The sequence below is a fragment of the Collinsella sp. OM06-18AC genome, assembly GCF_003438785.1.
Classification (GTDB): Bacteria; Actinomycetota; Coriobacteriia; order Coriobacteriales; family Coriobacteriaceae; genus Collinsella.
This window is the reverse complement of sequence record NZ_QSTX01000001.1, coordinates 156,773-172,841: the sequence shown is the minus strand read 5'-3', so window position 1 is coordinate 172,841 and position 16,069 is coordinate 156,773. Positions and strand designations below refer to the sequence as shown.

The 16,069-nt window shown below is 56.7% G+C and carries 11 protein-coding genes, 1 tRNA gene and 1 rRNA gene; all 13 read left to right on the top strand.

The features are described from left to right. Positions 1 to 643 precede the first annotated feature (643 nt). Positions 644 to 2,488: an Ig-like domain-containing protein gene (locus DXB86_RS09940; protein ID WP_158555247.1), complete on the top strand. Its 1,845-nt coding sequence runs from the start codon at positions 644 to 646 to the stop codon at positions 2,486 to 2,488. A 346-nt stretch (positions 2,489 to 2,834) separates the two neighbouring features. Then, positions 2,835 to 3,671: an ABC transporter substrate-binding protein gene (locus DXB86_RS00775; RefSeq protein ID WP_158555246.1), complete on the top strand. Its 837-nt coding sequence runs from the start codon at positions 2,835 to 2,837 to the stop codon at positions 3,669 to 3,671. Next, complete coding sequence (locus DXB86_RS00770) at positions 3,668 to 5,467, top strand: diguanylate cyclase (protein ID WP_117735817.1); 1,800 nt, start codon at positions 3,668 to 3,670, stop codon at positions 5,465 to 5,467. The genes DXB86_RS00775 and DXB86_RS00770 overlap by 4 nt, the downstream gene beginning before the upstream one ends. A gap of 113 nt (positions 5,468 to 5,580) precedes the next feature. Beyond that, the gene (locus DXB86_RS00765; RefSeq protein WP_117735816.1) at positions 5,581 to 5,844 is read left to right on the top strand and encodes a TIGR03905 family TSCPD domain-containing protein; all 264 of its coding nucleotides are present in this window, start codon (positions 5,581 to 5,583) and stop codon (positions 5,842 to 5,844) included. Then, entirely contained in the window at positions 5,844 to 7,055 is a 1,212-nt protein-coding gene (locus DXB86_RS00760) for a twin-arginine translocation signal domain-containing protein (RefSeq protein WP_117735815.1), read from the top strand. Before DXB86_RS00765 ends, DXB86_RS00760 begins: the two co-directional genes overlap by 1 nt. A gap of 153 nt (positions 7,056 to 7,208) precedes the next feature. Beyond that, positions 7,209 to 7,931, top strand: coding sequence for a response regulator transcription factor (locus DXB86_RS00755; protein WP_117735814.1), 723 nt, complete (start codon positions 7,209 to 7,211; stop codon positions 7,929 to 7,931). Between the two features lie 12 nt (positions 7,932 to 7,943). Further along, complete coding sequence (locus DXB86_RS00750; protein WP_117564000.1) at positions 7,944 to 9,509, top strand: cell wall metabolism sensor histidine kinase WalK; 1,566 nt, start codon at positions 7,944 to 7,946, stop codon at positions 9,507 to 9,509. Positions 9,510 to 9,627: 118 nt separating this feature from the next. After that, positions 9,628 to 10,506 (top strand): phosphoribosylaminoimidazolesuccinocarboxamide synthase, encoded by an 879-nt coding sequence (locus DXB86_RS00745; protein WP_117563999.1) that lies wholly within the window; start codon positions 9,628 to 9,630, stop codon positions 10,504 to 10,506. After that, a complete protein-coding gene (locus tag DXB86_RS00740; protein WP_055251296.1) occupies positions 10,507 to 11,082 on the top strand; it encodes a hypothetical protein in 576 nt (191 codons plus the stop codon). Between the two features lie 89 nt (positions 11,083 to 11,171). Continuing rightward, positions 11,172 to 12,452 carry an aminopeptidase gene (locus tag DXB86_RS00735; RefSeq protein WP_117634755.1) on the top strand — a complete coding sequence of 427 codons (1,281 nt, stop codon included), beginning with the start codon at positions 11,172 to 11,174 and terminating at the stop codon, positions 12,450 to 12,452. A 28-nt stretch (positions 12,453 to 12,480) separates the two neighbouring features. After that, positions 12,481 to 12,556: transfer RNA gene (locus DXB86_RS00730), tRNA-Lys, on the top strand. A gap of 193 nt (positions 12,557 to 12,749) precedes the next feature. Then, complete coding sequence (locus DXB86_RS00725) at positions 12,750 to 13,547, top strand: TraX family protein (protein ID WP_117563997.1); 798 nt, start codon at positions 12,750 to 12,752, stop codon at positions 13,545 to 13,547. 885 nt (positions 13,548 to 14,432) lie between these two features. Next, positions 14,433 to 15,938 (top strand): 16S ribosomal RNA (locus tag DXB86_RS00720). Positions 15,939 to 16,069 lie beyond the last annotated feature (131 nt).

Genomic DNA, 16,069 nt, shown 5'->3' with positions numbered 1-16,069 from the left:
TTGGGTTGGGGCGGCCGATCTGATTAGTATTCAACTGAATCCCGTCGGACAGGCTTGCCGAGAGATCTATTCTTCGCGAGAGTTCAAGTACACAATCAAAGATGGCGACGGCGTAATTTCAATTGACGAATACGGGATCGTTTGGGCCAAAAAGGTGGGCGTTGCGACGATTGTCGCTACTGATCCGTTCGGGCAGGAGCATACCGGTACTATCAGGGTGGTCGCGCTCCCTGCCGAAAAACCTTCAATTAAGTTCCTTGAGTCAAAAGAGATAACACTGTCTACCGATTACAACCCATCCTATGAGGGTTCTCGTGTCCTCGATTGTGCGCGGCGAGATTATCATGGTACCGTGATGAGCGCTGATGCGATCAACTTCCTAAAAGATTATCCCCATCTCGACTACTATTGCTTTAAGTCAAGCGATGAGAATGTTGCACGGGTTACCCAGGGCGCACTGGATCAAGCCAGCGCGGGCTATGTGGTATCTGCGGTTGGGCGTGGCACCGCAACGGTTGATGTCTATCTCGGTGACCCAGATAATGGGGGCCTCCTCTGCGACACGCTGGTGGTTCACGTTGTGGGATCCGGTGAAGAAACTGCAAAAACGACGGTTTCCATTGCGGATGGCTATACCACCTCTATGGACAAAGGTGCGACCCAGCAGCTGAAGGCAAAGGTCTCCCCTGATGATAAGGCCAGCCAGGTTGTTTGGTCCTCTTCCAACGAGAGCGTCCTTACCGTTGACGCTAACGGTCTTGTTACTGCTGTCGGTGACGGTGATGCCACGATCACGGCAACGGTTGATGGGGTCTCTGCAACCACGGATACAATTACGGTAACCACTCCGGTCGTAAAGGTCTCGGGTGTCAGCCTCAGCGCGTCGAATCTTAAGCTTGCTGTGGGCGGTGAGCCCTCGACGTTGACCGCAACGGTTGAGCCCAACAATGCAACGAATAAGAATATGTCCTGGTCTTCGAGCGACCCGGAGGTCGCTACGGTTGCGGACGGCGTCGTGACCCCGGTCAAGGCCGGCGCTACCACGATCACCGTTACCACTGAGGACGGCGAGTATAGCGCCACGTGCAAGGTGACGGTTATTCAACCTGCAACGGGTATCACACTCGATAAGCAGAAGGTCGCGCTTGTGGGCGCTGCAACCGAGCAGCTTAAGGCAACGGTCGTTCCCGCGGAGGCTGACCAGACGGTTGTCTGGAAGTCCAGTAACGAGAGCGTCGCTACGGTCGATCAAACCGGCAAAGTGACGTCTGTTTCCAAGGGCGCCGCAACCATCACTGCTTCGACCGAAGATGGCACCTATTCTCAGGATTGCGCGGTGACCGTCTCTAATCCCGCAACGAGTCTTACAGTCGATCAGTCCTCCCTCAACCTTGCGAAGAGTGAAGAAGGTACCGTAAAAGCCTCTCTTGCCGGAGCCCTAGCAGGTGAGGTCGACGATACCAAGCTTGCTCTGGATGACACGGGCGCTTCGAAGGCGTTTAAGGTCGTCGACAACGGCGATGGCTCCTACACCGTCACTGCCCTCAAGACTGGTTCCGGTTCATTCGCCATCACTGCAGGGTCGCTCTCCCAGACCGTTTCGGTGACCGTGACCAATCCCGCCCAGAAGGTTGAGCTCAACAAGACGAACCTTTCCTTTACCGTAGGCGACGCCTCCGCAAAGCTCTCCGCAACGGTGACTCCTGCAGATGCAGACGATACAACGGTGAGCTGGACCTCCAGCGACTCGTCGATCGCTACGGTCAAAGACGGCGTCGTGACGCCGCTTAAGGCCGGTACCGCCACGATCACCGCTACCTGTGGTGACAAAACAATGACCTGTACCGTTACTGTGGCGGCGAGGACCATTGCGGGCGTTGCAGGTAGCGACGGAACGGACGTTAGCGTAAGCGCCGAGAACAATGCCGCTGCCGGCATTGCCCAGAACAACAGCATCTCTCTTGTGGTCGAGGAACCGAAAAATCTTACCGACGCCGCCAATGCTACAATTTCCGGCCTTGAGCAGGGGAGTACCAAGGTTGCCGATAAGCTCGATATCAAGCTTCTCAAGGACGGCGAGGTTATCGAGGACTACGAAGGCATGTCCTTCATCGTCCGTGTCAAGATGACTGCTGCCATGAAGGCGCTCACCAATCTCAAGGTGCTCTACGTTGCCGAGGGTGGTTCCACTCAGGCTATGGATACGTGGACCGAGGGCGACTACCTCTGCTTCCGCACGAGCCACTTCTCGACGTACGTGGTGACGGGCGAGGAGGCCAAGGGGGAGCCGACTCAGCCCGCGCGGCCCGCGACGCCGTCCCAGCCCGGTCAGCAGACGACGACCAAGGTAACCAAAAAGTCTGCTAAGACTACTAAGGGTACGCTCGCCAACACGGGCGACCAGGCCCTTGCTGTCGCCTTTATTATGGCCGTTGCCGGCGCTTCGCTGATTGCCTTCGCGCTTATGCGCAAACGTCTCGAGCGCTAGGGCGCCCCTCTCGTTTAAGCGCGACCTTTCAGTCCAAGCCCCGTTGGTAACTCGTTTTACCTACGGGGCTTTTACGTTAAAGACTTCAGCCCGTGTGTCGCGTGCAGTGCGGCGCGTCGGAAACCGCCAGATACGCGGTCGGCGCCAACGGCCTGAACGAGGCAGCGGTCGGGGGTGCATTCGGGAGCAGCTGAGCTTCGAGTAGGGTTGACCTAATTCGACCGCCTGCGGATGCATTTCAGCCATTGGCGCCTTGCCCGTTTTGGGCAAGGCGCTTTTTTCACTGCCGCACTGGCCCCCTGGTAATAAAATGAACCTTATCTGCTGTTTCGATGAAAAGAGCCGTGTGCCCAGACGTATCAAACGAGGCGCTATCGTCTCGTCCGTGCTCATACTTCTTGCTGCCGTCTGTGCGGTCGTCCTGACGTATACCGTTCGAAACAGCGCTCCCTCCCCGAATGAAGCTGACAAGGACCTCCCGGTACTCAAAATTGGCGTTACGGATAACGATCCCTATGTGTATATCGATACCACGGGCGACTACGCTGGTATCGATATCGATATCGCACGCGAGGCTTGCAAACGTGCGGGGCTCAGGCCGCAATTCATCGACATATCTTGGAATGACCGCGATCGCCTGCTTAAAAACGGCGATATCGATTGTCTGTGGTGCGACTATTCGCCCTGTTATCGCGAAGACGATTATTGCTGGACTGAGCCGTATCTGAGCGTGACAGTCTCGGTTGCCGCCAAGAAAACGAGTGGTATCAAGGGTTTGGCGTCTCTCGATGGAAGCAAGACCGTTGCGGTGATTGCGGGTTCGGTGAGTGAACGCCGATTGCTTGCAGGCGATCTGGAAATCTCGTCGGACGTGCATATCAAATCATATGGCTCCGCCGAACTCTGCAAAGCCGCCCTCGTCAAGGGGTATGTTGACTGTTGGATGGCGGACGTCCAATCGCTCGACCGGCTCGTCGCGCAGTATCCCGGTGTTTATCGTGTGTTCGCCGACAATGTTATGACGGTTGACCTGGGCGTTGCGTTTAAGGACGGCTATGAGGGGGAGTACGTCAAAAACCTCAATACCGTGCTGTTCGAGATGGATCGAGATGGCACGACTGAGCGCATTGTGGGCAAGTACAAGGCGGGGGCGACGACGGACGGGCAAGGAGCGGAATCATGACAAATGATGAGCGCCGCTTACGCCGAAAGGCATTAGTCACCGCGGCTATCTGCGTTGTGGCCAGCGCTGTTTTGTTGGGTCTGCTGTATGTGGTCGGCACGCATCGCTGTTTCGATAAAACGCTTGGGTTTGGCCAGGAAACCATGGTGTTTTTAAAAAACGCCTGCGAAAAATATGACCGATATGAACAGGGAAGAAAAACCGAGGCGACGCACAATTTGGATGCCGCGCTCGAGTCGTTTGCGACGTTCTTGCCACCTGATCACGTTGAAGTCAACGATGACCTCGTCGAGGAGTACGTCCATACCGAGCACCTTTCGGGAATGTTGGTCATGGACGCCGACGGTCATATGGCCGCTCATTACGATATCGACGGTCGCGATCCGCTGATGCTATGGCGAGAGGAGCTTGCCTGTTCGTCGGTCGCATCGATGTACCGAGGCTCCAAGGTGTCCTACTCGACGGTCGTAGAGCGTCGAGATGTCGACTTTGCCGTGAGTGTTGTTCCGTACGGTGATGGCGTAGCGCTGGGGTATCGATCGCTTGCGCCCGAGCCCGCCGATGATTATTCGTATACGATCGCCGACGTGCTCGTGAACAACACATTCCATCAGAGCCCAACGGTGTTCGTGATGCGCGATGCACAAATCGTTTCTTCAAACGATTCGACCGTCGATATGGCTCTCGCCCGGCTTCTTGCCGATAGCGGAATTGATTGGAAAGACGAAGGCTTATCACGTGTCGAATATCGGGGAAGTACCTGGTATGCCGTGCGTGCGGCGTATAAGGACTATCGCCTGTTTGCGCTCTATCCCAAATCTGAGGTCATGTCGGGCAGGATTTCATTTATCACTGCCGGCGTACTGGCGTTCCTGGTGTTTTTGGTTGTAGTGCTGTTGGTGCGTATCGTCGCCGATCGTCGCAATTTGGCCGAAAAGGACAAGCAGCTCGGCATCATCAATGCCATCAGTACCACGTATGAGTCGACCCTCCTGTTGCATCTCGACACGCTTGAGATCGAGGGGATTAACATGTCGCCATCGGTGGCGAAGATATTTGCCGAGCACTCCGAGGCATATGACTTTTTTGCAACGGTTTGCCGAGACATTGTGAGTCCCGAAAGTCGTGAGGCGGTCATGGAGCTCTTAGATATAAAGACGCTTCGGGATCGTATGGAGGGCGTGCCGTACTTGGATGCCGAGGTACGAGACTGCCGAGGTACGTGGTATTCGCTGCAGGTTGTTCCACAGCGCCGCGATGAGCAGGGTCGACTGGAGTCGGTCGTCGTGGCGACGCATAACATCTCGATGACAAAGCGCGCCGAGGAGCTTTCTTTCCAGGATAAGCTGACGGGACTTCGCAATAGAAATTACCTTGAGTCCCTTGGCGATGACCTGGTGAACGAGTCCCTGCCCGTGAGTGTGATCATGATGGACTGCAATTTCCTCAAGCGTACCAACGATCTCTACGGTCACGAAATGGGCGATGAGCTGCTACGGCGTACGGCGTCTGTATTGAGGCGGGCGGCAGGCGAGAAATTTGTGCCTATGCGCATTGGTGGCGACGAGTTCTTGCTGATTTGCCCTCACACCGATCGCGAATCCGCATGTGAAGTAGTGCAAGATCTTCGCCTCAGCCTTGCTGCTGCGAGCGATGAGGTGCTGACAGTCAGTGCGTCGTTTGGCGTCGCGACGGCAGAGGCACCCGGTTATACACTGACCGAGATTTACCACATCGCTGACCACAACATGTATCAAGAGAAACGAAAAGTCCACGCTCGGGAAGCAGATTGCTAGTATTGCTACCGCCGGTTTGCGCATTGGGGAATGTTGAATCGGTGCCCGCGATACTTTATCGGTTCGGACGGGGATAATAGACGTCTGAAATTGCTTTACGAGAGGGGAACGCAATGATTAGTTTTGATTACAAGCCTCAGGGCGTATGCACTCGCAATATCCACCTTGACCTGTCCGATGACGGCAACAAGGTGGTGGGCGTCGAGTTTACCGGTGGCTGCAACGGCAATCTCAAGGCTATCTCTAAGCTGGTCGAGGGTGCTCCTGCCGATCGCGTCATCGAGGTTCTCGCTGGTAACACCTGCGGTATGAAGAAGACTTCTTGCGCCGATCAGCTCACGCGCGCTATCGAGGCCGCTCGCGCCGAGATCGCCTAATGAGTATCGCCGACCAGATCAAGAACGGAATATCGCGCCGCGGCTTTGTGCTCGGAGGGGCTGCCGCGGGCGCTGCCACGGTGCTTGCCGGATGCTCAAAGAAAACGGGTACCAGCGACGACGCCGCTGGCGAGCCACAGGTTATCAAAGACGACTCAAAGATTGTCTCGATTACGGATGAGTATGAGGCCGTCGATATCGATCTTGAGCCCATGGCGACATGGACATTGCCTTTGGGTACGCTGCTGTACTACTGCGACGGCGATTACGCCGCGGCGATGATGGCCCCGGCGTCTGCGCTGCATGCCAACACGCTTGGCGTGCTCAACTTGGGCGACGGCTCGCTCACGACGCTCATCGAGGATCCTATCGAAGGTGCGAGGTATTCGTTTTACGATGTCCGCGCCGGCGATGGCGTGTTTGCGTGGGTTGAGATGAACTTTGCCAATTCATCGTGGAAGCTCTACGCTCAAAATCTGTCGGGCGCTTCGCTCTCTGGCGACGTGGTTGAGCTCGATCGGGGTGGCAAGGACTATGATCCGCCACTGTTTACGGCGTTCGCGTCATCAGTCATCTGGTATAAAATGCCTTCGGCAGGCGGCAATAAAACGAGTAGTGATTCGTTTTGCTATCGTCGCTCGCTTGATGAATCCAAGGCCGAGACAATTTGGAAATCGACGGGCCGCTTTGCATCGGCCCCGCGTGCGAGCGACGGCATTTTGACCATCTCGCCGCGTGTCCGCAACGACGAGGGCGTCTACTACGGCATAACGGCAATCGATCTGACCGACGGCAACAACACCAAACGTGCCCAGCTAGTCCTTCCCTCGTCAGTCTCGCCTTTCGAGGCCGTATATATGGGCGATACCTTCGTGTTTTCTATCGAGGCGACCTATAGTGGCGTGGGCAGCTTGGGCAACATGGGCACGTATATCGGTAATGAGGGAGGGCCGTACCTCTTCCTGTCACGCGAGCCGCTCGCATGTGCGGCTGGCAAGAAGAATAAATACCTTGTTAAGGTGCAGGCATCGCATTTCCTGATCGACACCTCCGCCAAGACCTATGGCTCGCTGCTGTCGCCCGACCGCGCTTTGGAGTATGGCGATTATCCAGCTACGGCGGGAAAATCGGACTCATTCCTTACGTACGCCACGGTGCGCAACAGCCAGGGTATACCAGAGACGGTCACTGCACGCCTATTCTCTCTTTAAGCTTAGAGGGGTTAAAAAGGCGCCAACAGGGGAATAAACGCGTTGTAATTGTGAGTACCGCCCGCCGAGCTGCCGCGTCATAGCGGCATCCGGCGGGCTCAGGTGCGTTAAAATGGGCTTGTTCTTAGCTAATTGAGACAGGGGGGCCGTGTTATGGCTTCAGATGCAAAAAAGATTCTGCTGGTCGAGGATGAGAAGGCAATCCGTGACGCCGTCGCTGCCTATCTCGAGCGCGAAGGCTACTGGGTTGTGGGCGTCGGCGACGGCCAGTCCGCGATCGAGGAGTTCGAGAAGCACCAGTTCGACCTGGTTGTGCTCGATCTTATGCTCCCCAAGATCCCCGGTGAGCGCGTTTGCCGCACTATCCGCGATACCTCGGATGTGCCCATTATCATGCTTACCGCCAAGGGTGAGATCGAGGATCGTATTATCGGTCTTGAGCTCGGCGCCGACGACTATCTGATCAAGCCGTTCTCGCCGCGCGAGCTCGTCGCCCGCGTTCGCGCTCTGTTCCGCCGTGCCCATCAGGCCGACGAGCCCGCCGTCGAGGTACTCGACTTCGGCGATCTGGTCATCGATATCTCGGGCCACAAGATTTTGGTCGAGGGCAAGGAAGTCGACCTGACGGCTTCCGAGTTTAAGCTGCTCACCACGCTTGCCCGTCACCCCGGTCGCGTCTACAACCGCATGGAGCTGGTCGAGAAGGTGCTCGGCTACGACTTTGAGGGCTATGAGCGCACCATCGATAGCCACGTGAAGAACCTTCGCGCCAAGCTGGGCGACGACCCCAAGAAGCCCAAGTGGCTCTACACCGTTCACGGTGTCGGCTACCGCTTCGAGGCTCCGACCAAGACCGATAAGTCGGACGAGAAATAAAGGAAATCACATATGACACCTGCGCGCTTTGAAATCGGACAAAAGCACAAGCAGGAGAGCGAGGCGGGTTCCAAGGCTAGTTGGAACACGCCTCGTTCCGATTCACGGCCAACGATGAGCTATCCCTCGCGCATGGCACTTGCTTTTGCTCTGACATCGCTCATGACGGTATTGGTGCTGGTGGGCGTGGTCTCTGTTGTGTGGGGCACGGTCTTTTCGGATTACACGCGCTCCAATATCGTCGAGATCGCCAATTCCGCAGCCGAAAAGCTTGCGACGTCGTATGAGGAAAACGGCAACTGGACTGCGGGCGAGCTGCGCACGGTCGCGACATCGAGTTTGGTATCCGACGACCTGAGTATGCAGGTCGTCAACAAGAAGGGCGTTGTCGTCTATGACGACTCATGGCCTTCGGCAAGCGCGACCGCCGATGTGCGCGAGAGCGAATCGGCGTCGAGCAGCTCGAGCGGTAAAAAAGCATCGCATAGCCCGGTCTCGTCTGCTCCAACCGACTCCGATAGCGTTGCCAACGTCGAAATCATAACGTCTTCGGGCGAGCATGTCGGACAGGTAAAGCTATGGGCCATCGGCTCCGATGCCTTGCTCACCAAGGCGGATTCTGCATTTAGGGAGAAGACCTTTAACGCCATGGCCCTCGCCGCGGTTGTTGCAATCTGCATTTCGGTCGTTATCGGATCGCTCGTGTCGCGCATGCTCACCAAGCCGATTCATCGTATTACCAGCACGGCCAAGCAAATTCGCGATGGCGATCTGTCTGCTCGTACGGGCTTGCGCGGCGATGACGAGATCGATCAACTGGGCGAGACGTTCGATGAGATGGCCACTTCGCTCGAGAAGGATATGAAACACGAGAAACGTTTGACCTCGGACGTGGCTCACGAACTTCGTACTCCGCTTATGGCCATGCTCGCAACGGTCGAGGCCATGCAGGATGGCGTATATCCTACCGACGATGAGCACTTGGAGACTGTTGCTTCCGAGACGCGTCGCCTGGCTCGTCTGGTGCAGCAGATGCTCGACCTGTCGCGCATGGAAAACAGCACGGCTCCGCTCAACCTTGAGCCGGTGGACATGGTTCCTTTCGTGCGTTCCATCGTCAATGCCCAGGAGCGCCTGTTTGTCGACCGCGATCTGCGCTTGCGCTTTGCTGACGAGACCCAAGGTCACGACGATGTCGTCGAAGCCGATCCCGACATGATCACACAATGCGTCATCAATCTCATGAGCAACGCCATGCGCTACACCCCCGAGGGCGGTTGGGTCGTGGTGTCGGTGCTCAGTGACCGCAAACACGTCAGCATTGCCGTTTCTGATACCGGCATCGGTATTGCCAAGGATGACTTGTCGCGCATCTTCGGCCGTTTTTGGCGCGCCGATGCCAGCCGTGCCCGTGAGGCGGGCGGTCTGGGCGTGGGCCTCGCCGTGACTAAACAGATCGTCGAGCGCCATCACGGCTACATATCCGTGGAGTCGGAGCTTGGAAAGGGTACGACTTTTACGATTCATCTGCCTCGCGAGCACACGGCGGACGCGGCATCTACTACAATGGAGCACTAGCTTTTCGCTATTCGGTGAAGGAGGGGTTTCGTCCCTGCCGCTCCGAGTTTGCGAAAACGTGCGGGAAAGAACCCGCATTACTGTCGTATTTTGGTAAGGAGTGACTCACGTGACAACGATGGAGCGTCGTCCGGATTCCCGTGGCAAGGTTCGTGATATCTACGATGCCGGTGAAAACCTGCTGATGGTCGCCACCGACCGCATTTCTGCGTTCGACTTCATTCTTCCCGACGAGATTCCGTTTAAGGGAGAGGTGCTCAACCGCATCTCGGCATTCTGGTTCGATAAGTTTGCCGGCATCGTTCCCAACCACCTCGTTTCCATCGACCCGGCGGATTTCCCCGAGGAGTTTGCTGAGTATCGTGACTACCTCGCCGGCCGCGCCATGCTGGTTAAGAAGGCCCAGACGATTCCTATCGAGTGCATCGTCCGCGGCTATCTGACCGGTTCGGGCAAGAAGACCTACGACGAGAACGGCACCGTCTGCGGCATCCAGCTGCCTGAGGGCCTGACCGAGGCTTCCAAGCTTCCCGAGCCGCTGTTCACGCCGTCCACGAAGGCCGAGATCGGTGACCACGACGAGAACATCTCGTTCGAGCGTTGCTGCGAGATCGTGGGCGAGGACATCGCCACGCAGATTCGCGACCTTTCCCTCAAGATCTACAAGGCTGCCGCCGAGTATGCAGCGACCCGTGGCATCATCATTGCCGACACCAAGTTCGAGTTCGGTGTCATCGATGGCAAGGTTACGCTGATCGACGAGTGCCTCACGCCCGACTCCAGCCGTTTCTGGCCTGCCGCCAGCTACGAGGAGGGCAAGATTCAGCCCAGCTACGACAAGCAATTCGTCCGCAATTGGCTCAAAGCCAACTGGGATATGACGGGGGAGACCCCGCATCTGCCCGCCGAGGTCATCGATGGCACGTCCGAGCGCTATCGCGAGGCCTTCCAGATCATCACGGGCTCCCAGTTCACAAGCATGAAGGAGAACGCATAAGTGAGTACCCGTAGCGCCACGAACAAGCGCACGCAATCCCACGAGGTTACCGGGGTTGCGCGCAAGTCCGCTGCATCCGCCAAGCCCGCCCGTCAGGCAGCGAGCTCTGTCCGCGTCGTGCCGGCTTCGTCTAAGGCACGCCGCAAAGAGCTCGAGAAGGGCGAGAACCTCGAGGGCCTCTCTAAAGAGGAGAAGCGCGCCCGCAAGGCTAAGCAGCGCGCCAAGGAGGATCGCATCTACACGGTGTCGAATATCCTTCTCAAGCAGGATGAGGACTACACCAAGCGCCGCCGCATCTGGTGGGCCGTGCTCACTATCGGCATGGTGCTCGTCGTGGCCATTTGGGCTTCGCTGTACTTCGCTCCCGCTGGCATGGTGTCCAGCCCTGTCCAGATGGTCGGCATTGTTTTGTCCTACGTCGTCATTTTGGGTGACTTCATCTACGACTTCGTTCGTATTCGTCCCCTGCGCAACATGTACCGCACGCAGGCCGAGGGCATGTCCGAGAACAAGCTCAACGCCCTTATCGAGCGCTCGGCTGCCGAGGAGGACAAGAAGGACTCCAAGAAGAAGTAGCGTTTGCATGCATACTTATCGCTAAGATATAAGGCGCGTCGTTTTTGCGGCGCGCCTTTTTACTGTTCTATAGATAGATGGAGTGGCACATGATTCGAGCTGCCCTGACGGTCGAAGAGGCTCTGGAGGGCATGAAGGCCCTAGAGCCCAAGATTAAAAACTATGCGCGCCTGGTTGTCCGCAAGGGCGTAAACGTCAAGCCCGGTCAGGAGGTTGTCGTTCAGTCTCCGGTCGAGTGCGCGCCGTTTGCGCGCGTGGTGGTCGCGGAGGCCTATGCCTCCGGTGCCGGTCACGTGACGGTTATTTGGGCCGATGACGCCGTGACGAGGCTCACGTACGAGCATGTCGAGAAAAGCTATTTTGAGCAGACGCCCGAGTGGAAGCGCCTGCAGCTTGATTCACTGGCCCAGGATGGTGCCTGCTTTATCTTTATCGAGGGTGCGGACCCTGCCGCTCTTAAGGGCATCGATCCCGCTAAGCCTGCTGCAGCTTCTAAGGCAAGGAACACGCAGTGCAAGGTCTTCCGCCGCGGACTGGACTACAACATCAACCCGTGGTGCATCGCCGGCGCGCCGGTCGTTGCCTGGGCGCGCGAGGTGTTCCCGGGAGACGCCGATGAGGTTGCAATCTATAAGCTGTGGAATGCGATTCTGCATACCGCTCGCGCCGATGGCCAGGACCCGGAGAGCGACTGGGAACTCCATGACGCCGCATTCGAAAAGAACCTGCGTTTCCTGAACGACAATCGTTTCGACTACCTGCATTACACCTCGGCAAATGGAACCGATCTGACGATTGGCATGACGAAAGGTCACGAGTGGGCCGGCGGCAAGGGCAAGACGCCCGATGGGCACCCCTTCTTCCCCAACATTCCCACCGAGGAAGTCTTCACCTCGCCTGATCGTATGCGTGCCGACGGTATCGTGTATTCGGCTATGCCGCTCATTCACCACGGTAACAAGGTTGACGATTTTTGGATTAAGTTCGAGGCGGGCCGCGTAGTGGACTACGATGCCCGCGTGGGTAAGGCGACGCTTGCGAGCATTATTGACACCGATGAAGGTGCCGCTCATCTGGGTGAGGTCGCGCTTATCTCCAAGAACACGCCGATCCGTGAAAGTGGCGTTCTATTCTATGACACGCTCTATGATGAGAACGCTAGCTGCCATCTCGCGCTGGGTGTCGGTTTCCCCGAATGCATCGAGGGTGGGTATGACATGTCCAAGGAGGAGCTCCTGGAGCATGGCGTTAACGTCTCGAGCACGCACGTCGATTTTATGATCGGCACGGACGATATCGATATTACGGGCATTACGCCTGATGGACGTGAAGTTGTGATTTTCCAGAACGGCCAATGGAGTTGGGAATAGCCCCAGACCGTGGTACAATGCCACCCGCGGGCCGTTAGCTCAGCTGGCAGAGCAGGGGACTTTTAATCCCAAGGTCCAGGGTTCGAACCCCTGACGGCCCACCATAGAATAGAAAAGCGACTGGCGGATGCCGGCCGCTTTTTTGTTGCCGCGACATGGGTTCGAACCCGAAAGGGCGCGGAGCTGAGTAAACGCGTGAGCGTTTGCCAGCGCAGCGCGCAAGGCGCGAAGCGCCGCAGCGGCCGTCTGCAGAGCAGGCCGAACCTCTGACGGCCCACCCAAAGAAAGGAAAACGAAATGAAAACAGATAGATACGGAATTAGCGGCAGCACATTAAAGATAATAGCGGCCATTTCGATGGTTCTCGATCATGTAAGCAGGATCGTCCTGACCAATGGAATCATGACTCACGCATCGTACAATCAGATATCAGACGAACAGTGGGCGATTCTAAGCGAGGCTTCGGATGTGCTTCATGTTCTTGGCAGAATTGCATTTCCCTTATTTTGCTTTTTGATAGTTGAGGGATTTTTGCATACTCATGACATAAAGAGGTACCTGCGAAATATGCTTGTCTTCGCAATCATTGCGGAGCCCATATACGATTTCGTTCAAACCGGGCAACTATTTGACCTTCGGCAACAAAATGTTATGTGTGAGCTCCTGCTTTGCTTGGTCTTCTTGATAATTCTGGAAAAGATACAAAGCCTTTCAAAATGGAAGAGGTACATCGCAGAAACTGCTCTGATTGTTTTGACAGCACTGGCAGCTGAATACACTAAACTAGATGGCGGTGTGTATGGCATTCTGCTTGTGGCTGCATTCTATTTATTCCACGACAGCAAGGCCAAGATGTTCTTTGCTGCAGTATGCGCAGTGCTCCTTTCGTCATGCCATATAGTTGGCGGCGGATTTGAGTTTGCTACAGCTAATATATTTAATCCTGATGTTGCTGCCGCGGTCGTTTCGTTGCTGCTTATCAATCTTTATAATGGCAAGCGAGGGCTGAAGCTCAAATATTTCTTCTACATTTTCTATCCGGCTCATCTTGCTCTGCTTTATGGTGTCTCACTTATTGTTTTGAACTGTCTTTAAAAACTCTCAAACAAGTCTCTGAAAGCAGAACTAAATTGACCCTAAGACTGCTTGTGAATTTCCGGAAGACCTGTGAGATACGAGGATAGACAACGAGGGCTGTAGAAAGATGCTTCTCAGTTCTCTGGCGGATCGCACGTATCTGTATGAGGATCACTTCCACACACTCATTAATAACAGTGATAAACACGGCAGATCCTCAAAACATGAGGCTGTGGAGGTCGAACGATGCTTCGAAAGCATGAATGGCAGCGAGAAAATGAGTTCGGAAGCGCCCTCTGGATGATCCAGCATAGAATAGAAAGCGATCGGCTCCGGCTGGTCGCTTTTTTGTTGCCGCGCCACGGGTTCGAACCCGAACTTCTCTATATATAAGAACGCTTGGCGAACAAAACCTGCCTTTTACCGACGGGAAACAAATAGCTGATGCTTTTGGAGTAAAGTGGCGCTCCAGAGATGACCGATGCCTTAACACCTATAAACCAGCTGGTCATCGCCAATATCAGAAGCCAATGCTTCAGTTTTAACCTCAGTGATGCGACTGAGGGGCCTATTTATTTGTGAACAAAATATGGAGTGCGCGATTCCCGCCCCCGGCGCCCCTCGGGTCTGGCAATATATCTCCTTGCCGCGCGGTCCGGTCGGACCGGATCAGCCGCCAGGCGTGCACCTTGAGAACCGGATACTGCGAGGATGGACACATTCAGTGTCGCATCCGGGCAGACATCGAACCATTTGAAATGGTCTAACTTGGATTTGTTTTTCGCAAGGCCGCCGAGAGGCGGCCCCGAGAAATTCCTTTTCCTATACAGAACCATATGAATCGAACGGAACCGATCAGCGATGGACTGAGAGGACCGGACGGGCTCGAAGCCCAGAATATTTTGGACGGAGAGTTCGATCCTGGCTCAGGATGAACGCTGGCGGCGCGCCTAACACATGCAAGTCGAACGGCACCTGCCCTCGGGCAGAAGCGAGTGGCGAACGGCTGAGTAACACGTGGAGAACCTGCCCCCTCCCCCGGGATAGCCGCCCGAAAGGACGGGTAATACCGGATACCCCGGGGTGCCGCATGGCACCCCGGCTAAAGCCCCGACGGGAGGGGATGGCTCCGCGGCCCATCAGGTAGACGGCGGGGTGACGGCCCACCGTGCCGACAACGGGTAGCCGGGTTGAGAGACCGACCGGCCAGATTGGGACTGAGACACGGCCCAGACTCCTACGGGAGGCAGCAGTGGGGAATCTTGCGCAATGGGGGGAACCCTGACGCAGCGACGCCGCGTGCGGGACGGAGGCCTTCGGGTCGTAAACCGCTTTCAGCAGGGAAGAGTCAAGACTGTACCTGCAGAAGAAGCCCCGGCTAACTACGTGCCAGCAGCCGCGGTAATACGTAGGGGGCGAGCGTTATCCGGATTCATTGGGCGTAAAGCGCGCGTAGGCGGCCCGGCAGGCCGGGGGTCGAAGCGGGGGGCTCAACCCCCCGAAGCCCCCGGAACCTCCGCGGCTTGGGTCCGGTAGGGGAGGGTGGAACACCCGGTGTAGCGGTGGAATGCGCAGATATCGGGTGGAACACCGGTGGCGAAGGCGGCCCTCTGGGCCGAGACCGACGCTGAGGCGCGAAAGCTGGGGGAGCGAACAGGATTAGATACCCTGGTAGTCCCAGCCGTAAACGATGGACGCTAGGTGTGGGGGGACGATCCCCCCGTGCCGCAGCCAACGCATTAAGCGTCCCGCCTGGGGAGTACGGCCGCAAGGCTAAAACTCAAAGGAATTGACGGGGGCCCGCACAAGCAGCGGAGCATGTGGCTTAATTCGAAGCAACGCGAAGAACCTTACCAGGGCTTGACATATGGGTGAAGCGGGGGAGACCCCGTGGCCGAGAGGAGCCCATACAGGTGGTGCATGGCTGTCGTCAGCTCGTGTCGTGAGATGTTGGGTTAAGTCCCGCAACGAGCGCAACCCCCGCCGCGTGTTGCCATCGGGTGATGCCGGGAACCCACGCGGGACCGCCGCCGTCAAGGCGGAGGAGGGCGGGGACGACGTCAAGTCATCATGCCCCTTATGCCCTGGGCTGCACACGTGCTACAATGGCCGGTACAGAGGGATGCCACCCCGCGAGGGGGAGCGGATCCCGGAAAGCCGGCCCCAGTTCGGATTGGGGGCTGCAACCCGCCCCCATGAAGTCGGAGTTGCTAGTAATCGCGGATCAGCATGCCGCGGTGAATGCGTTCCCGGGCCTTGTACACACCGCCCGTCACACCACCCGAGTCGTCTGCACCCGAAGTCGCCGGCCCAACCGCAAGGGGGGAGGCGCCGAAGGTGTGGAGGGTGAGGGGGGTGAAGTCGTAACAAGGTAGCCGTACCGGAAGGTGCGGCTGGATCACCTCCTTTCTAGGGAGATACATTCTTAGAGAGAAAACACTTTAACTCGAATAGAGGGCAGGAGCCCGTCCGGTTGATGTCCGCCAGGATGATTCCCCGCAGCACCCGGTCCCCGGGGTCGCACCCGCGTACCTTGAGAG

What these genes read in the sequence shown, in the direction of transcription:
- DXB86_RS09940 (WP_158555247.1), top strand. Translation starts at nt 644, where the DNA reads ATGGACAAAGGTGCGACCCAGCAGCTGAAGGCAAAGGTCTCCCCTGAT.
- DXB86_RS00770 (WP_117735817.1), top strand. Translation starts at nt 3,668, where the DNA reads ATGACAAATGATGAGCGCCGCTTACGCCGAAAGGCATTAGTCACCGCG.
- DXB86_RS00765 (WP_117735816.1), top strand. Translation starts at nt 5,581, where the DNA reads ATGATTAGTTTTGATTACAAGCCTCAGGGCGTATGCACTCGCAATATC.
- DXB86_RS00760 (WP_117735815.1), top strand. Translation starts at nt 5,844, where the DNA reads ATGAGTATCGCCGACCAGATCAAGAACGGAATATCGCGCCGCGGCTTT.
- DXB86_RS00755 (WP_117735814.1), top strand. Translation starts at nt 7,209, where the DNA reads ATGGCTTCAGATGCAAAAAAGATTCTGCTGGTCGAGGATGAGAAGGCA.
- DXB86_RS00750 (WP_117564000.1), top strand. Translation starts at nt 7,944, where the DNA reads ATGACACCTGCGCGCTTTGAAATCGGACAAAAGCACAAGCAGGAGAGC.
- DXB86_RS00745 (WP_117563999.1), top strand. Translation starts at nt 9,628, where the DNA reads ATGGAGCGTCGTCCGGATTCCCGTGGCAAGGTTCGTGATATCTACGAT.
- DXB86_RS00735 (WP_117634755.1), top strand. Translation starts at nt 11,172, where the DNA reads ATGATTCGAGCTGCCCTGACGGTCGAAGAGGCTCTGGAGGGCATGAAG.
- DXB86_RS00725 (WP_117563997.1), top strand. Translation starts at nt 12,750, where the DNA reads ATGAAAACAGATAGATACGGAATTAGCGGCAGCACATTAAAGATAATA.